At 72.5% G+C, this 17,446-nt stretch carries 15 protein-coding genes and 1 pseudogene; 8 read left to right on the top strand and 8 right to left on the bottom strand.

Annotated elements, in window-relative coordinates; genetic code table 11:
• The 3 genes and pseudogenes from F6X68_RS09795 to F6X68_RS09785 form a co-directional block, all read right to left on the bottom strand.
• Positions 1-321: pseudogene (locus F6X68_RS09795) on the bottom strand (diaminopimelate epimerase); the annotation flags it as partial.
• Positions 322-328: 7 nt separating this feature from the next.
• Positions 329-1,255: a tRNA (adenosine(37)-N6)-dimethylallyltransferase MiaA gene (miaA, locus tag F6X68_RS09790; RefSeq protein ID WP_327030859.1), complete on the bottom strand. Its 927-nt coding sequence runs from the start codon at positions 1,253-1,255 to the stop codon at positions 329-331.
• Positions 1,252-1,971, bottom strand: coding sequence for a hypothetical protein (locus tag F6X68_RS09785; protein ID WP_151453957.1), 720 nt, complete (start codon positions 1,969-1,971; stop codon positions 1,252-1,254). Before F6X68_RS09785 ends, miaA begins: the two co-directional genes overlap by 4 nt.
• A gap of 332 nt (positions 1,972-2,303) precedes the next feature.
• Between F6X68_RS09785 and F6X68_RS09780 the strand changes: the two genes are divergently transcribed.
• From F6X68_RS09780 to F6X68_RS09770, 3 genes are all read left to right on the top strand, one after another.
• Positions 2,304-3,512: a DUF349 domain-containing protein gene (locus tag F6X68_RS09780; RefSeq protein WP_151453956.1), complete on the top strand. Its 1,209-nt coding sequence runs from the start codon at positions 2,304-2,306 to the stop codon at positions 3,510-3,512.
• A gap of 369 nt (positions 3,513-3,881) precedes the next feature.
• Positions 3,882-5,486: a cellulase family glycosylhydrolase gene (locus F6X68_RS09775; RefSeq protein ID WP_151453955.1), complete on the top strand. Its 1,605-nt coding sequence runs from the start codon at positions 3,882-3,884 to the stop codon at positions 5,484-5,486.
• A gap of 273 nt (positions 5,487-5,759) precedes the next feature.
• A complete protein-coding gene (locus F6X68_RS09770; protein ID WP_151453954.1) occupies positions 5,760-6,719 on the top strand; it encodes a polysaccharide lyase family 1 protein in 960 nt (319 codons plus the stop codon).
• 54 nt (positions 6,720-6,773) lie between these two features.
• Here the strand turns inward: F6X68_RS09770 and miaB are convergent, their stop codons facing one another.
• Positions 6,774-8,300: a tRNA (N6-isopentenyl adenosine(37)-C2)-methylthiotransferase MiaB gene (gene miaB, locus F6X68_RS09765; protein WP_151453953.1), complete on the bottom strand. Its 1,527-nt coding sequence runs from the start codon at positions 8,298-8,300 to the stop codon at positions 6,774-6,776.
• Between the two features lie 51 nt (positions 8,301-8,351).
• On the opposite strand from miaB, the gene F6X68_RS09760 reads away from it, so the two are divergent.
• A complete protein-coding gene (locus F6X68_RS09760) occupies positions 8,352-8,582 on the top strand; it encodes a DUF2277 family protein (protein WP_151453952.1) in 231 nt (76 codons plus the stop codon).
• A gap of 146 nt (positions 8,583-8,728) precedes the next feature.
• Here the strand turns inward: F6X68_RS09760 and F6X68_RS09755 are convergent, their stop codons facing one another.
• Both F6X68_RS09755 and selD read right to left on the bottom strand, forming a co-directional pair.
• Complete coding sequence (locus F6X68_RS09755; RefSeq protein ID WP_151453951.1) at positions 8,729-9,208, bottom strand: hypothetical protein; 480 nt, start codon at positions 9,206-9,208, stop codon at positions 8,729-8,731.
• 212 nt (positions 9,209-9,420) lie between these two features.
• Positions 9,421-10,416: a selenide, water dikinase SelD gene (selD, locus tag F6X68_RS09750; RefSeq protein ID WP_370518928.1), complete on the bottom strand. Its 996-nt coding sequence runs from the start codon at positions 10,414-10,416 to the stop codon at positions 9,421-9,423.
• Positions 10,417-10,600: 184 nt separating this feature from the next.
• Between selD and F6X68_RS09745 the strand changes: the two genes are divergently transcribed.
• From F6X68_RS09745 to F6X68_RS09730, 4 genes are read left to right on the top strand one after another with little or no spacing between them, the layout of a single operon-like run.
• Complete coding sequence (locus F6X68_RS09745; RefSeq protein WP_151453949.1) at positions 10,601-11,356, top strand: amino acid ABC transporter ATP-binding protein; 756 nt, start codon at positions 10,601-10,603, stop codon at positions 11,354-11,356.
• A 58-nt stretch (positions 11,357-11,414) separates the two neighbouring features.
• The gene (locus F6X68_RS09740; RefSeq protein ID WP_151453948.1) at positions 11,415-12,293 is read left to right on the top strand and encodes a glutamate ABC transporter substrate-binding protein; all 879 of its coding nucleotides are present in this window, start codon (positions 11,415-11,417) and stop codon (positions 12,291-12,293) included.
• Positions 12,294-12,332: 39 nt separating this feature from the next.
• The gene (locus F6X68_RS09735; RefSeq protein WP_151453947.1) at positions 12,333-13,040 is read left to right on the top strand and encodes an amino acid ABC transporter permease; all 708 of its coding nucleotides are present in this window, start codon (positions 12,333-12,335) and stop codon (positions 13,038-13,040) included.
• On the top strand, positions 13,037-14,005 hold the full coding sequence (locus F6X68_RS09730) for an amino acid ABC transporter permease (protein ID WP_151453946.1): 969 nt from the start codon (positions 13,037-13,039) through the stop codon (positions 14,003-14,005). Before F6X68_RS09735 ends, F6X68_RS09730 begins: the two co-directional genes overlap by 4 nt.
• A 60-nt stretch (positions 14,006-14,065) precedes the next feature.
• On the opposite strand, the gene rny is transcribed toward F6X68_RS09730, so the two are convergent.
• Together rny and F6X68_RS09720 are read right to left on the bottom strand one after the other, a co-directional pair.
• Positions 14,066-15,832: a ribonuclease Y gene (gene rny, locus F6X68_RS09725; RefSeq protein ID WP_151453945.1), complete on the bottom strand. Its 1,767-nt coding sequence runs from the start codon at positions 15,830-15,832 to the stop codon at positions 14,066-14,068.
• A gap of 679 nt (positions 15,833-16,511) precedes the next feature.
• The gene (locus F6X68_RS09720) at positions 16,512-17,225 is read right to left on the bottom strand and encodes a 3-keto-5-aminohexanoate cleavage protein (protein WP_151453944.1); all 714 of its coding nucleotides are present in this window, start codon (positions 17,223-17,225) and stop codon (positions 16,512-16,514) included.
• Positions 17,226-17,446: the final 221 nt, after the last annotated feature.

Raw genomic sequence — 17,446 nt, 5'->3', positions numbered from 1 at the left:
CACCGGCAGCGCGCCTTCCGCCGGCTCGGCCAGCCCGCCGGCGACCAGGTAGCGCACGAAGACCCGGGCGCCGTTGCCGCACATCTCCGCGAACGACCCGTCGGCGTTCCAGTAGTCCATGAACCACTCGGCCTCGCCGGCCAGCTCGGCGCCCTCCGGGTGCGCGGCTGCCCGGACCGCCCGCAGCACGCCGTCGCCGCCGAGGCCGCGCCGCCGGTCGCAGAGGGCCGCGACCAGCCCCGGGGTCAGGTCGAGCCGGTTGTCCGGATCGGGGAGGATGACGAAGTCGTTGCCGGTGCCGTGGCCCTTGGTGAACTGCACGCCCCCATCATCGCGCAGCGGCGGGCAGCAGGCGCAGGGCGGCCGGGACCAGCTCCGGCGTCGACGAGTCCAGCCAGTGGATCCGGGGGTCGCGGCGGAACCAGGACCGCTGCCGCCGGACGAAGCGCCGGGTGGCCCGGACGGTCTCGTCGTGCGCCTCGGCCTCGGTCAGCTCCCCGGCGAGGAAGCGCAGCACCTGCTGGTAGCCGAGCGCGCGGCTGGCCGTACGTCCCTCGGGCAGGCCGCGCCCCACCAGGTCCCGGGTCTCGGCGACCAGCCCGTCGGCCCACATCCGGTCCACCCGCAGGGCTATCCGCTCGTCCAGCAGCGCGGTGTCCAGGTCCACGCCGAGCTGCACCGAGGGGTAGTACGGGGTCGGTTCGGGCAGCGCGGCGGTGAACGGCGCCCCGGTCAGCTCGATGACCTCCAGGGCGCGCACGATCCGCCGGCCGTTGCCGGGCAGGATCCCCGCCGCGGCGGCCGGGTCGGCCTCGCGCAGCCGGGCGTACAGGGGCGCGGGGCCGGCCTCGGTCAGCTCCCGTTCCAGTCGCTCGCGCACCGCCGGGTCGGTGCCGGGGAACTCGAAGCGCTCCAGCACCGCCCGCACGTAGAGGCCGGAGCCGCCGACCAGCAGCGGCACCCGGCCCCGGGCCAGGACGTCGTCGACGGCGGCGCGGGCCAGCCGCTGGTACTCGGCGACGCTCGCCGGCTCGGTGACGTCCCAGATGTCCAGCAGGTGGTGCGGCACCCCCTCGCGCTCGGCCGGGGTGAGCTTGGCGGTGCCCACGTCCATGCCCCGGTAGAGCTGCATCGAGTCGGCGTTGACCACCTCGCCGTCGAGGGCGTGCGCGAGGGCGATGCTCAGCGCCGACTTGCCGGCCGCCGTCGGCCCGACCACGGCCACGACCGTCCCGGCCGGTGGGCGGGTGGTCACGCCGGCGTCCAGGACGACACGAGGTAGGCGACGCCGTACGGCGCCGAGTGGTGGCGCAGCTCGCCGCGCCAGTCGCCGCCCGTCGCCCGGACCGCGCCGGCCAGCACCTGCCAGGGCGCCCGCCCGGCGACCTTCAGCTCCGCCGACAGGACCGGGTCCAGGTCGAGCAGGGCCTCGGCGTCCGCATCGGCCAGGGCGCGGGCGACCCCGTCGTCGTACGCCTCGGCGCGCGGGTCGTCGTAGCCGGGCGACTTCGGGCCGCGGCAGGCCGATCCGTCCCCCGTCACCAGCAGGGCGGTACGCGGCTCCGTCGCCGCGCCGAGCGCCGCCCCCAGCTCGGCGCACTCCGCCGGGGAGGCGTCGGACGCGACGGAGCGGGCCAGCCGGGGCAGCTCGGTGCGGGAGCGGCCGACCAGCCACGCGCCGACGGTCAGGCTCAGCGGCAGCCGCTCGCCGCCGGCGCAGTTCACCTTCCACAGCCGCACGGCCCGGTCGAGGCCGTACCGGCGCAGCGACCCGTGGTCGGCCGCGTTGAAGCGGGTGGTCTCCGGCCCGCCGCCGACCAGGACGATCACCTCGGGGCCGGCGGCGAGCAGCCCGGCGACGGCGGCGTCGCAGGCGGCGCGGAGCTCGTCCAGCTCGGGCGCGGCGGCGCCGGCCAACTCGGGGACGATCAGCGGCGGGTGGGGGCAGACGGCAGCGGCGACCAGGGGCACCCGGCAACGGTATCGGCACGACGGAGCCGGGCGCCCCGCACCCGGGCTCTTCGAGCCGCCGCTGCCGGCCGGTCCCCGCCGGCGGGCCGCCTGTGGGTTCGGGGCGCCACGCCGCCGACGACGCCCGCCCGTCCGGACGCGTCGTACGCCGGATTCCGACACTCCTCCCAGGGAGCCTGTCCGCGGGCGCTAGGACACCGTATGGTCACGGTCGGCGATAGGCGCTCGACGGGAACGGGGTCGTACCTGTGACAATGCCGGGGGAAACTTTGCTGCGCCGTGGCGGCGATCGCGGGACTGCTCCCCGACGCCGGGAGAACGAGGATGGGCACATGAGCGACTGGACTGCCTTCGGACGGGTGGACGCGGACGGCACCGTGTACGTCAAGACCGCCGACGGCGAGCGGGTGGTCGGATCCTGGCAGGCGGGAGCGCCCGAGGAGGGGCTGGCCCACTTCGCCCGCCGCTTCGACGACCTGGTGACCGAGGTCAACCTGACGGAGGCCCGGCTCAACTCGGGTGCCGCAGACGCCGGCCATTCACTGACCACCATCCGGCGGATCCGCGCGTCGCTGGCCGAGGCGCACGTCGTCGGCGACATCGACGCGCTGGCCGCCCGGCTGGACCGGCTCGCGACGGTCGCCGAGGAGAAGGCCGGCGAGGCCAAGGCCGCGCGGGACGCCGCCCGGGGCGAGGCACTTGCCCGCAAGCAGGCCCTCGTTGAGGAGGCGGAGAAGCTGGCCGCCGAGTCGACGGGCTGGAAGACCGCCGGGGACCGGCTCAAGGAGATCCTCGACGAGTGGAAGACCATTCGCGGGGTCGACAAGAAGGCCGACGGTGAGCTGTGGAAGCGGTTCGCCGCCGCCCGGGACGGCTTCACCCGCCGCCGGGGCGCCCACTTCGCCTCCCTCGACTCTCAGCGCAAGCAGGCGCAGACGGTCAAGGAGGAGCTGGTCGCCGAGGCCGAGAAGCTCAAGGACTCCACCGACTGGGCGGCCACCGCCAACCAGCTCAAGGACCTGATGAACCAGTGGAAGGCCGCTCCCCGGGCCTCCAAGGAGGCCGAGCAGAAGCTCTGGGAACGGTTCCGGGGCGCGCAGGACGAGTTCTTCACCCGGCGCAGCGAGGTCTTCTCCGCCCGCGACAACGAGCAGCGGGGCAACCTGGAGCGCAAGCAGGCGCTGCTCGCCGAGGCCGAGGCGCTGGACGTCGACGGCGACCCGAAGGGCGCGCAGGCCAAGCTGCGGGACATCCAGGCCCAGTGGCACGAGGCCGGCCGGGTGCCCCGCGAGGCGGCGGCCGGGCTGGAGCGCCGGCTGCGCGCGATCGACGAGAAGGTCCGCGAGGTGATGGACTCCGCGTGGCGGCGCACCACCAAGGAGGACAACCCTCTGCTCGCCCAGATGCGCGCGCAGGTCGCCGAGGCCGAGGAGCGGCTGGCCCGGGCCCAGGCGGCCGGGGACGCCCGGCGGGTCAAGGAGGCCGAGCAGGCGCTGGCCTCCAAGCGGCAGTTCCTCCAGCTCGCCGAGCAGGCCGGCTGAGCCGGACCGACCCACTGCGACGGGCCCCGAGCCACCTCGGACCGAGCCACCACGGAAGCCCCCGATCCGCCACGGACCGGGGGCTTCCGCCTGTCCGCCCGCAGCCGCCCGGGCCGGGCACGCGACGGTTGACGCATCGAGGCGGGCTGATCAGAATGAGCGGCGGAGCCAGGTCCGGCACCGGCGCGAGGGCACCGGCGGCGCACACCGCGTCGTCGGGGGACGCCGGTGGTACCGCGAGCGGCCGCATCCCACGTGGCACGTACCGTCGCGCCCTGTCCGCGTACTCCTGAGGGAGCGTGACGGCCGTCGCCCGGTTCCCGCCCGCGCCGCCGGTGGCGGCGGCGGGCAGTTCGAAGTGGAGCTCGCATGCACCGACGCAGCGCCCTCGGCGGCGCGATCACCGCGCTCGCCACCGCCGCGGCCGGCGTCCTCGTCGCCGCCGCCGTCAGCACCGCCCCGGCCGTCGCCGCCCCCGCCGGCACCGGGACCGGCTACCTGCACACCAACGGCAACAAGATCGTCGACAGCACCGGCGCGACGGTACGCATCACCGGCATCAACTGGTTCGGCATGGAGACCGACAACAAGACCTTCCACGGGCTGTGGTCCACGAACCCGTGGCGGGGACAGATCGACAAGATGGCCAGCCTCGGCTACAACACGCTGCGCGTGCCGTATTCGAACGACGCGCTGAAGCCGGGCGCGACGGCCAGCGGCATCAACGACTTCGTCAACCCGGACCTGGTCGGGCTCTCCCCGTTGCAGATCCTCGACAAGGTCATCAACTACGCCGGCGGCAAGGGGATGCGGGTCATCCTCGACCGGCACCGGCCGACCTCCGCCGGCCAGTCCGCGCTCTGGTACACCCCGACGGTCTCCGAGGCGACCTGGATCAACGACTGGAAGATGCTCGCCCAGCGGTACGCCGGCAACACCACGGTGATCGGGGCGGACCTGCACAACGAGCCGCACGCCGAGGGGACCAACCCGGCGGCCACCGGCGCGTGCTGGGGCTGCGGCGACCCGGCACGGGACTGGCGGCTGGCCGCCGAGCGGGCCGGCAACGCGGTCCTGTCGGTGCAGCCGAACTGGCTGATCTTCGTGGAGGGCGTGAGCTGCCCCAGCGGTGGCCTCTCGAACGTCTGGGACAACGATCCGAGCAACGACGAGGACTGCGGCTGGTGGGGCGGCAACCTGACGAAGGCCAAGGACTTCCCGGTCCGGCTCGACGTGCCGAACCGGCTGGTCTACTCGCCGCACGAGTACGCCACCTCGGTCTTCGAGCAGAACTGGTTCAAGTCCCCCGACTTCCCGACGAACCTGCCGGGCATCTGGGACAAGTACTGGGGTTACCTCTACAAGCAGAACATCGCGCCGATCATGATGGGCGAGTTCGGCAGCACCCTGGCCGACCCCCGGGACAAGGTGTGGCTGGAGAAGCTGATGGCCTACACCGGCACCGGGGTCGACGGGATGTCCTTCACCTACTGGTCGTGGAACCCGAACTCCGGTGACACCGGGGGCATCGCGCTCGACGACTGGACGAACATCAACACCACCAAGCAGGCCATCCTCCAGCCGTACCTGATCGCGCCGGTGGGCGGCGGGGGCGGCCCCACCGGCACGCCGACGGCGACGCCGACCTCGTCGCCGCCTCCGCCGACCGGGGGCTGCACGGGTGCGTACCGGCAGGTCAACGCGTGGCAGGGCGGCTTCCAGGGGGAGCTGACGGTGACGAACACCGGCACCGCGACGGTCAACCCGTGGCAGGTCACCTGGGCCTGGCCGGCCGGGGTGAGCCTGGCCAGCGGCTGGAACGCCACGGTGACCCAGTCCGGCACCACGGTGACGGCGGCGGCCCCGACCTGGGCGGGGGCGCTGGCGCCGGGGGCCTCGGTGACGGTCGGCTTCACCGCCAACGGCCCGTCCGCCGCGCCGGGCGCGGTGAAGCTCAACGGCGTCGCCTGCTGATCCACCCCTGACGATCGGCGGTCATCCCTCGGGGTGGCCGCCGATCTTCGTGCAGGTAGGGGCGGTCTTTACATCGACGAACATCTGTGTTTACATCGGGAAAGCGCTTACCTGACTGCTCGTGAGCGCCAGCACGGGAGCCGCAACTTCGCGTAGCCAGTCCCGCATCCGCGGGGCCGCAGACCGCCGTCCCCACCGACCAGACGCCACCGGGCACGGCGTCGCCGGGTCGGCCCACGGTCCGCGAGCCCGCGACCACCGAAGGGAAGCACCATGCGTACGTCCCGACGTCGCACCACCCTGCTCACCGCCGCCGCCAGCGCCGCCCTGCTCGCCGCGGGGGCGCTGACCACGGGCACCGCACCCGCCTCGGCCGCCCCCACCGGGCTGATCGGCTGGGCCACCCAGAACGGCGGCACCACCGGCGGCAGTGGCAACCCCGTCACCGTCACCAGCGCCTCCGCCCTGACCAGCGCGGTCGGCTCCAGCAGCGCGGCGGTGATCCGCGTCTCCGGCACCATCTCCTGCTCCGGCATGCTGCGGGTGCGGTCCAACAAGACCATCCTCGGCAACCCCGGCGCGACCATCTCCGGCTGCGGCTTCAACATCAACGGCGACCGCAACGTCATCATCCGGAACCTGACCTTCCGGAACTGGAACGACGACGCGATCAACGTGCAGGAGTCGGCCACCAACATCTGGATCGACCACAACAGCTTCACCAACGGCAACGACGGCGCGGTCGACATCAAGCGGGGCTCGGACTTCATCACCGTGTCGTGGAACCGGGTCTACGACCACGACAAGTCGATGCTGCTCGGGCACAGCGACAGCAACGGCAGCCAGGACACCGGCCACCTGCGGGTGACCTACCACCACAACTGGTTCGACGAGAGCACCCAGCGCCACCCCCGGGTCCGCTTCGGCAACCCGGTCCACGTGTTCAACAACTACTACGACAGCAACGGCGGCTACGGCGTGGCCTCCACGGAGAACGCCGGGGTGCTCGTCGAGGGCAACTACTTCGAGAACGTCGACGACCCGTACCACCTCGGTGAGGGCGACTCCGGGCCGGGCACGCTGGTCGCCCGGAACAACCACTTCGTCAACTCCGGCAGCGGCCAGGCCGGCGGCAGCGTCCGGGCCATCCCGTACTCGTACACCCTGGACGCCGCGAGCAGCGTGAAGTCCATCGTCACGGGCGGCGCGGGCGCGGGTCGGATCCAGGTGTGACCGGCTGAGCGCACCGGCCGGGGCCTGCGCGCGCAGGCCCCGGCCGGTCGCGGGTCAGTGCGCGGCGCAGCCGGTCGTCGGCGCGGGCGCCGCGGCCGGCGCGCCGATCGTGGGCAGCCCGAGCAGCACCCCCGGCGTACGCGGGGCGCGCCCCGCCTCGGCCGCGTCACCAGCCCGGGTGCGCCGGTGCGCCAGCGGCTCGCCGTCGGCGTTGAGGTGGTGCGGTGCGGCGTAGGTGATGGTGGTGTGCACGACGTCGCCGGGCCGGATCCGCCCGGCGAGGGAACCGGCGTCGCCCTGCTGGCCGTTCCCGCCGGTGGCGAAGTGGACCAGGCGGCCGTCGCGGGCGCGGCCGGACATCCGACCCGTGCGCTCGTCCTTGCGCCCCTCGCCGACGGCGACCAGCACCTCCACGGTCTCCCCCACCAGCTTCTTGTTCTCCGCCCAGGTGATCTCCTCCACGCAGGCGATCAGCCGCTCGTAGCGCTCCTGCACGACCTGCTTGGGCAGCTGGCCGTCCATGGTGGCGGCCGGCGTGCCGGGGCGCTTGGAGTACTGGAAGGTGAACGCGGAGGAGAACCGGGCCTCGCGGACCACGTCGAGGGTGCGCTCGAAGTCGGCGTCGGTCTCGCCGGGGAACCCGACGATGATGTCGGTGGTGATCGCCGCGTCCGGCATCGCCGCCCGGACCTTCTCGATGATGCCCAGGTAGCGGTCGGACCGGTACGAGCGGCGCATCGCGCGCAGCACGTCGTCGGAGCCGGACTGGAGCGGCATGTGCAGCGAGTGGCAGACGTTGGGCGTCTCGGCCATCGCGGCGATCACGTCGTCGGTGAAGTCCTTCGGGTGCGGGCTGGTGAACCGCACCCGCTCCAGCCCCTCGATGTCGCCGCAGGCGCGCAGCAGCTTACCGAAGGCCAGCCGGTCGCCGAACTCCACGCCGTAGGAGTTGACGTTCTGCCCGAGCAGGGTCACCTCCAGCACGCCCTCGTCGACCAGGGCGCGGACCTCGGAGAGGATGTCGCCGGGGCGGCGGTCCTTCTCCTTGCCCCGCAGAGAGGGCACGATGCAGAACGTGCAGGTGTTGTTGCAGCCGACGGAGATCGACACCCAGCCCGCGTACGTGGACTCGCGCCGGGTGGGCAGCGTCGAGGGGAAGACGTCGAGGGACTCGAGGATCTCCACCTCGGCAGCCGTGTTGTGCCGGGCCCGCTCCAGCAGCACGGGCAGCGACCCGATGTTGTGCGTGCCGAACACCACGTCGACCCAGGGCGCCTTGCGGACGATCTCGCCCCGGTCCTTCTGGGCCAGGCAGCCGCCCACGGCGATCTGCATCCCCGGGTGCCTGGCCTTGACGGGGCGCAGGTGACCCAGGTTGCCGTAGAGCCGGTTGTCGGCGTTCTCCCGGACGGCGCAGGTGTTGAACACCACCACGTCCGGGTCGTCGTCGGCTTCGGCGGCGCGCACGTAGCCCGCCTGCTCCAGCAGGCCGGAGATGCGCTCGGAGTCGTGCACGTTCATCTGGCAGCCGTAGGTGCGCACCTGATAGGTGCGCGGGCTGCTCGCCGCTGCGGTAGTCATGACCCGGACAGCGTATCCGGGCCCACCGACCGGACTTAACGAGGAGGAGCCGTGTGCCGGAGCATCAAGACCCTACGTGAGCCGTACGTCGCCGAGGTGACCCCGGGCGACGTCGACGCGGCGGCGTTGCAGTACGTCCGCAAGATCTCGGGTTTCCGCAAGCCCGCCGCCCACAACGCCGCGGCCTTCGACGCGGCGGTCGCCGCCGTCGCCGCGGCCACCGCGACCCTGCTCGCCGAGCTGGAGGTACGCGGTGGCCGCTCCACCAGCCCGGCGAGCTGATCCCGCCGCCGGGCCGGGACGGGGTTTCGCCCCCGCCGGCCCGGCTCCCGGGCTCCTCCGCCGGCCGGCTCCCGGGCTGCTTCCACCGGCCGGCTCCCGGGCTGCCTCCGCCGTGCCGGCACGGGGGCCGGCAGCGGGTGCGCGGGTCAGGCGGCGGCGAGCGCCGGGAGCACCGAGTCCGGCGCCCAGCGCGAGCGGTGGCACTGCGACCAGCCGCGACAGCGGGGATCGGCGTCGGTGCACAGCCGCTGGTCGGCGAGCTCCTCGCCGTCGTCGGTCTCCCGGACGTCGAAGTGCACCGGCCGGATCGTGCCGTCGGGCGCGACGAGCAGGTGCCGCCCGGCGTCCAGCGTGTCGTCGCGCAGCAGGCAGTTGCGGTCCAGCAGCCGCGCCAGCGTGGCGATGCTGCCGTGTTCGGAGAGCCCTTCGGGCACCCCGTAGCAGTCCACGATCGTGGCGAACTCCCCCGGCGCCTGCCAGACGTCGCAGATCACCGCGTACGTCGGCAGGCGGGCGGGGTCCGCCGCCGCCAGGGGCATCACCACCCGGCCGAGCGCCTCGGCCAGTGCCGGGTAGACCTCCACCGGCCGCACCTGCTCGATTCTCCAGTTCCACAGCTCGGTCATGCCGCCTCCTCGCTGTGCTCGTCCCACCGGCCTCCGGATCGGGCCTTACTGACGATGGTGGGGTGCATATGACCTCAGCCGGGGGCAAGTTACCGGTCTGTGACCATTCCGGGCAAAATTTCCCCGAGCGCCATTGCTCCGAGTAGCGGAAAGATGACAGTTTATCGGGTACGGTGGCCCGGTCCGGACGCCACACGCCGGGAGGCCCGCCCTCAGCGCACGACGACGCGGTGCTCCCCGGGCGGCAGCAGCTCGCCGATCACGGTGGCGCCCGGCAGTTCGCCGGCGACCAGCAGGCCGCCCGAGGTCTGCGCGTCGGCCAGCAGCAGCCGCTCCTCCTCGCTGACACCGCCGAAGTCGGTCCACGGGGCGACCCACTCCAGGTTGCGCCGACTGCCGCCGCTGACGTGCCCGTCGCGTACCGCCTCCCGGGCGCCGGCCAGGTAGGGCACCCGGGCCGCGTCGATCGCCACCGTCAGGCGGCTCGCCCGGGCCAGCTTGGACGCGTGCCCGAGCAGACCGAAGCCCGTCACGTCGGTGCCGCAGCGCACGCCGGCCGCCACCGCGGCCCGCGCCGCGTCGCGGTTGAGGGTGGTCATCGCGGCGACCGCCTCGGGGAAGCTCTCGCCGGTGGCCTTGTGCCGGGTGTTGAGCACCCCGACGCCGAGCGGCTTGGTCAGCGACAGCGGCAGCCCCGCCCGGCCGCCGTCCAGGGTGATCAGCTCCTCCGGCCGGACCACGCCGGTGACGGCCAGCCCGTACTTGGGGCCCTCGTCGTCGACGCTGTGCCCGCCGGCGAGGTGGCAGCCGGCGTCGCGGGCCACGTCCTGCCCGCCGCGCAGCACCTCCCGGGCCAGCTCCAGCGGCAGCACGTCGCGCGGCCAGCAGAGCAGGTTGAGCGCGACGAGGGGGGTGCCGCCCATGGCGTACACGTCGGAGAGGGCGTTCGTCGCGGCGATGCGCCCCCAGTCGTACGCGTCGTCGACCACCGGGGTGAAGAAGTCGGCCGTGGTCACCAGGCCGGTGCGCTCGTCGAGCCGGACCACCGCGGCGTCGTCGCCGTGATCGAGCCCGACGAGCAGCTCGGCTGTGCCGGTGGCCGGGCCGAGCCCGGCGACCATGGTCTCCAGCTCCCCCGGGGGGATCTTGCACGCGCAGCCGCCGCCCCGGGCGTACCGGGTGAGCCGTACCGGTTCGGTCATCCCCACATGATCGCCGAACCGCTCCATCCGATGGCAACCGGCGGGCCCCGATCGCGGTCAAAATCGGACTCATGACCCCGTTCTGAACTGGTGTTATCGCTCCGTGACCAACTGAGTTGCGTCCCGCCACATCCCCCCGCCTACAGTTGCCCAACCGGGGGTCAGCCGACCCCGCGCGACGACAGGGACGGTGAACGACGTGACGACGGGCGAACCGCTCATCGTGCTGGACTCGGTCAACAAGTGGTTCGGGCCGCTGCACGTGCTGGACGACGTCTCGCTGTCGGTCGGGCGCGGCGAGGTGGTCGTGGTGATCGGCCCGTCGGGCTCCGGCAAGTCGACGCTGTGCCGCACCATCAACCGCCTCGAACCGATCAGCTCCGGCACGATCACCTTCGACGGGCAGCCGCTGCCGGCCGAGGGCAAGGCGCTGGCGAAGCTGCGCAGCGAGGTCGGCATGGTGTTCCAGTCGTTCAACCTCTTCGCGCACAAGACGATCCTCGAGAACGTCACCCTCGGGCCGGTCAAGGTCCGCAAGGAGAAGCCGGCGGTGGCGCGCGAGCGCGGCCTGGCCCTGCTGGACCGGGTCGGCATCGCGAATCAGGCCGACAAGTTCCCGGCCCAGCTCTCCGGCGGCCAGCAGCAGCGGGTGGCGATCGCCCGGGCGCTGGCCATGCAGCCCAAGGCGATGCTCTTCGACGAGCCGACCAGCGCGCTGGACCCGGAGATGGTCGGCGAGGTGCTGGACGTGATGACGTCGCTGGCCAGCGAGGGCATGACCATGGTCGTGGTGACCCACGAGATGGGCTTCGCCCGGCACGCGGCGAACCGCGTCATCTTCATGGCCGACGGCCAGCTGGTCGAGGACGCGCCGCCGGCCGAGTTCTTCGCCAACCCGCGCAGCGAGCGCGCCAAGGACTTCCTGTCCAAGATCCTCACGCACTAGGCGTCCGTACCTGGAGCGCGCCGTCCCCCGGCGGGTTCCGTCGAAGAAGGAGAAGTGTATGCGTATCACGCGCGTAGCGGCGCTCGCGGCGGCCGCCACTCTGGCGCTCGGCATGACCGCCTGCGGCGGCGACGACGCCGACGAGGGCACCGGCGCCGGCAGCAAGTCCTTCGCCGCCGGCAGCACGATGGAGCGCCTCAACAAGGCCCAGGCCATCAAGATCGGCACGAAGTTCGACCAGCCCGGCTTCGGCCTGAAGGGCCTGTCCGGCAAGCCGGAGGGCTTCGACGTCGAGGTCGCGAAGATCATCGTCAAGGAGCTGGGCATCCCCGAGGACAAGATCGAGTGGGTCGAGGCCCCCTCGAAGGTCCGCGAGGACGTGATCGTGAACGGCACGGTCGACCTGGTCGCCGCCACCTACACGATCAACGACAAGCGCAAGGAGCGCATCGCGTTCGCCGGGCCGTACTACGAGGCCGGCCAGAACATCATGGTGAAGAAGGACGACACCACCATCACCGGCCCGGACTCGTTCAAGGACGGCACCAAGAAGGTCTGCTCGGTCACCGGCTCCACGCCGTTCGAGGAGATCAAGAAGTACGTCAAGGACGTCGCCACCCAGCTGGTGCCCTTCGACACCTACGACAAGTGCCGCGACGCCCTGAAGAACGGCCAGGTCGACGCCGTCACCACGGACAACGTGATCCTGCTCGGCTACATCGCCAAGGACGAGGCGTCGTTCAAGCTGGCCGGCGAGAACTTCACCAAGGAGCCGTACGGCCTCGGGGTGAAGAAGGAGGACACCGACTTCCGCAACTTCGTCAACGACACGCTGGAGAAGGCGTTCGCCGACGGCAGCTGGAAGAAGGCCTGGGACGACACCGCCGGCAAGTTCGGTGCCGAACTGGGCACCGCGCCGACCGTCAACCGCTACTGAGCTGATTCCTGATCTGGAGGGTGGGAGGAAGACCGTCCCGTGAGTGTGCTCATCGAGAGGTTCGACGTCTTCGCGGGTGGTTTCTGGCTCACCCTCCAGATCTGCGTACTCGCCGCGATCGGCGCCCTGATCCTGGGTGCCATCGTGGCGGTGCTGCGGATCTCCCCGGTGCCGCCGCTGCGGGCGCTCGGCACCGGCTACGTGAACATCTTTCGCAACATGCCGCTGACCGTGGTGATGTTCTTCGCCGCGTTCGGCCTGCCGGCGCTCGGCTCCAACGCGGACTTCCTGCGCGTCCCGGTGCTCGACTCGTTGTTCAGCCGGCTCGGCACGGACCTGCCGTACTTCCGGTTCGCGCTGATCGCGCTGGTGCTCTACACGGCCGCGTTCGTCTGCGAGGCGCTGCGCTCCGGGGTGAACGCCGTGCCCGCCGGCCAGGCGGAGGCCGCCCGGTCGCTGGGCCTCACGTTCGGCCAGAACCTGCGTCACGTGGTGCTGCCGCAGTCCTGGAAGGCCTCGGTGGTGCCGCTCGGGTCGGTGATCATCGCGATGATCAAGAACTCTGCCCTGATCGGCTTCTTCGGCGTGATCGGCGACCTCTCGCAGACCGCCGACCAGCTCACCTCGGCCGAGGGCTACGCCTTCGTCCCCGTCGCCATCGGCATCTCGATCGGATACCTGATCATGACCGTCCCCCTCGGCGCGCTCCTCGACCGCATCGAGAAGCGGCAGGCGGTGGCCCGATGAGCCAGCAGAGCGTCCTCTACGACGTCCCCGGCCCCCGGCAGCGCCGGCTCACCCTGGTCGGCAGCGCGGTCGCGACGGTGCTGCTGCTCGTCGGCGCGTACTTCCTGGTCTACCGCCCGCTGAACGACAAGGGCCAGTTCTCGATGGAGCTGTGGGGGCCGCTGATCGACCCCTCCAACGAGAACTTCTCGCTGGTGTGGGAGCGGATCGGCATCGGCTTCAAGAACACGCTGACCGCCGCCGCCCTGGCGATCGTCTCGTCGCTGGTGGTCGGCACGCTGCTCGCGGTGCTGCGGATCCAGCTCAAGAGCCTGACCCGTCGGCGCTTCACGGGTCTCGCCACGCCGCTGGCGTACCTGCTGCGCGGGCTGAGCCTGTTCCTGTCGGCGCTCACCCGGGTCTGCGTCGAGGTGTTCCGGGGCCTGCCCGTGGTCATCACGATCTTCTTCGTGGCCCGCGGCTTTCCCGAGTTCGGCGTCTCGTTCGACACGCTGTGGTACCTGGTCATCGGCCTGACCATCTACAACTCCGTGGTGATCGCCGAGATCCTCCGCTCCGGCATGGAGGGCCTGCCCGGCGGGCAGGCCGAGGCGGCCTCCGCAATCGGGCTCTCCCCGTTGCAGACCACCCGGATGATCCTGCTGCCGCAGGCGTTCCGGATCATGCTGCCGGCGCTGATCAGCCAGCTCGTCGTGGTGCTCAAGGACACCTCGCTCGGCTTCATCATCAGCTACGAGGAGACCCTGAACATCGGCAAGCAGATCATCGGCGCGCTGGACAACCCGATCCAGGTCTACGTCGTGATCGCGGTGATGTTCATCCTGGTGAACTACTCGCTGTCGAAGCTGGCCCAGTACGTCCAGCGCCGGCTCTCCCGGGGCCGCAAGACCGCCGGCACCCCGGCCCAGAACCCGCCCCCGGCCGCGCTCGCCGCGCAGTCGGAAAGCAACGGCCAGGGCATCTGACCCCTGAGGTACGACGAAGGGCCGGCCCGATGATCGGGCCGGCCCTTCGTGTTGACGCCGTCAGCGGGCGATCTCGGTGACCCGGGACTCGCGGACCACGGTCACCCGGATCTGCCCCGGATAGGTCAGCTCCTCCTCGATCTGCTTGGCCACGTCCCGGGCCAGCACGGCGGCGCCGATGTCGTCGACGTCGTCCGGCTTGACCATCACCCGGACCTCCCGGCCGGCCTGCATTGCGAAGACCTTCTCCACGCCGAGCTTGCCGGCCGCGATCTCCTCGATCCGCTCCAGCCGCTTGACGTACGCCTCGAGGCTCTCCCGCCGGGCCCCCGGCCGGCCGCCCGAGCAGGCGTCGGACGCCTGGGTGAGGACGGCCTCGATGGTCTGCGGCGGCACCTCGTTGTGGTGCGCCTCGATGGCGTGCACGACGTCCTCGTTCTCGCCGTACTTGCGGGCGAGGTCGGCGCCGATGATGGCGTGGCTGCCCTCCACCTCGTGCGTGAGCGCCTTGCCGATGTCGTGCAGGAACGCCGAGCGTTTGATGATCGGCACGTCCAGCCGCAATTCGGCGGCCATGATGCCGGCGATGTGCGCGGTCTCCACCAGGTGCTTGAGCACGTTCTGCCCGTACGACGTCCGGTAGCGCAGCCGGCCGAGCAGGGTGACCAGCTCCGGGTGGATCTCGGTGATGCCGACCTCGACCAGGGCGTCCTCGGCGGCCCGCTGGCAGAGCTCCTCCACCTCGTGCCGGGCCAGGTCGTAGATCTCCTCGATGCGGTGCGGGTGGATCCGCCCGTCCAGGATCAGCTTCTCCAGGGTCAGCCGCCCGACCTCCCGGCGCACCGGGTCGAAGCAGGAGAGCAGCACCGCCTCGGGGGTGTCGTCGATGATCAGGTTCACGCCGGTGACCGACTCGAAGGCGCGGATGTTGCGGCCCTCCCGGCCGATGATCCGCCCCTTCATCTCGTCGCCGGGCAGGTGCAGGACGCTGACCACACTCTCCGCGGTCTGCTCGCTGGCGACCCGCTGGATGGCGTCGACGACGATGTGCCGGGCGCGCTGCTCGGCGGTGCCACGGGCGTCGGACTCGATGTCGCGGACCAGCAGCGCGGCCTCCCGCTTGGCCTGGACCTCGATCGCCTCGATCAGCTCCGCCCGGGCCGCGTCGGCGGTGAGGCCGGCGACCCGCTCCAGCTCGCGTCGCCGCTGCGCCTCCGCCTCGGCCAGCTCGGCCTCGCGTTGGGCGAGGGCGGCCTCGCGGGCCGACAGGGCCGCACTGGCGGCGGTGAGCTGCCGTTCCCGCTCGGCGAGGCGCTCCACCTCCTCGGTGTGCAGCCGCTCGCGCTCGTCCATCCGGGCCGCCCGCCGGTCCACCTCGGCGGCCTGCTCCCGGGTGGTGGCGGCGAGCACCGCGACCTCCCGCTCGCCGCTGCGCCGGGCGGTGGCCCGCAACTGCTCCGCGTCCGCCTCGGCCTGCTTGTGGGCCCGCTCCAGGACGGTGTCGGCCTCCGCCCGGGCGTCGTCGAGCACCCGGCGGGCCTCCGCCCGGGCCGCCTTCGCCTCGGCCTTCGCGGCAGCCGCCTCGGTGCGGGCCGCCGCGACGGCGGACTTCGCCACGTCGATCGTGCTGTTGGCCTCGTCGGCGGCGGTACGCAGGGCCGCGAGGGACTGCTCCTGCCGGTCCTTCTCGGCGATGAAGGCGGGGTCCTCGGGCGCCGGTGCCGCACCGAACCGGCGCAGCGCCCGTACGCCGAGCAGCACCGCCCCGAGCACGACCACGGTCAGGACCAGCACCACGGCGAGGATCAGGATGTCGAACCCGCTCATGCCGGCGCCCCGCTCCGCCCGATGGCCACAGGGCCCGGCCCGACCGGCCCGCTCATGTCGGGACCCCGGTGGAACTGCGCCGCCTCGCCATGGCCGCCTCCCCTGAACGTCGGGACCGCAGCGACCGTGCCGATGGGCACGCACCCTGCGGCTGTGGACGCCCGACCGGAGCGACTGGCCGTGGGGTAGCTTCCGTCGGCGGTGCCCACGCGGGAGCATCGCCGACGGCCGGGTGCAGTTGTCGCGCCAGCGTCGGACCGGCCAGTCCGAAGCTGCCGCCAATGGCCGATCGGATCGGCCAAAGTGATGCTGTTCCGTTATGCGATCTATGTTGTGCGCTTAGCCTGCGCTTGGTCGGGCAATGTGAGCCTGTATGGCGAGGCTAGGTCTCCCGGGGTGCTCCGGTCAAGAACTCATGATCAAACCCCCCGAACGGAGAGAAGTTGTCACGTCACGCAACGCTGATGCACGCCCGGACACCGGCGGACAAAACGGCAGCGGACCGGGCCGCGCGGCGTGTCGGCCCTGCTCAGCGCGGCGGCCCGTACGCACCCGCCGCCGCGCCACCCTGCGGCCGTGCGCGTACCCGCCGGCGCACGGCCGACCGGCTGTGACGCAACCCTCTGCGCCGCGACGCTCGCCGGAGCCCACGAGTGCACCACTCCCCCGATCGGGTGGGTCAGCGGGCGCCCGACGCCAGCGCCGCCGCCACCAGTGCGGCGTTGTCGGGCGCGGGCGAGCCGTCGGGCAGTGTCAGCGTGTCCTCCAGCCCGACGCGGCTGTGCAGGCCCCGGCGTACCGCCTCGGCCAGCACCGGCCAGGTCGCCGGCCCCTCGGCATGCAGCAGGACCGGTGGGCTCCCGGCCGCATCGGAGGGCAGCGCGGCCAGCATCGCGGCGGCGTCCGCAAGCGCCACCGCCCGGTCCTCGGCCATGCACTCGATCAGGATCCGCCCGGCCGGCACCCGCCACTGCGCGTACGCCTCGACCGCGTCGACCGTCCAGAGTCCCGCCTCGACCATGACGCCCCGCTCGTGCAGCGCCGTCGCCACCGCCTCCGCGCCCGGCTCGTGAGCGTTGACCGAGGCGAAGTCGGGCAGCACGGTCCAGGCCCGGACCGCGGCCACCCGGGCGGCCGGCTGCGCCTCGATCCAGGCTCCGGTGCTCACTCCCACCGGCAGCCCCGGCCGGGCGGCCCGGATCGCGTCCAGCGCGGCGGCGACCACCAGTGGGTGCAGGGACTCGCGGCCGGCGGCGTCCCTGGGATGCACGTGCACCGCCCCTGCGCCGAGCCCTGCGCAGCGGGCCGCGTCGGCCGCCAACTCGGCCGGGGTGACCGGCACCGCCGGATGCTCGTAACGCCCTCGGGCCCCGTTGAGGCACGCCTTCAACACGAAGTCTCCCCCCGCCCACCGCCGGGCTCAGCGGCCCTGCCGCCACACGCCTCCGACACGGGCCCCACCGACGATCTCAGCGCTCCGTCGCGACGCGCCCCCAGCACGAGGTCCCACCGCCAGGGCTGCGGCCCTGCCGCCACGCCTCCAGCGCGGCGTCCTACCGCCGGGCTCCGCGGCCCGTCGCGACGCTCCTTCAGCAGCGGACCCTTTCCGCGGGC

The organism is Micromonospora sp. AMSO12t (assembly GCF_008806585.1).
Classification (GTDB): Bacteria; Actinomycetota; Actinomycetes; order Mycobacteriales; family Micromonosporaceae; genus Micromonospora; species Micromonospora reichwaldensis.
The sequence above is the reverse complement of the archived record's forward strand: the minus strand, read 5'-3'. Positions and strand labels throughout refer to the sequence as shown.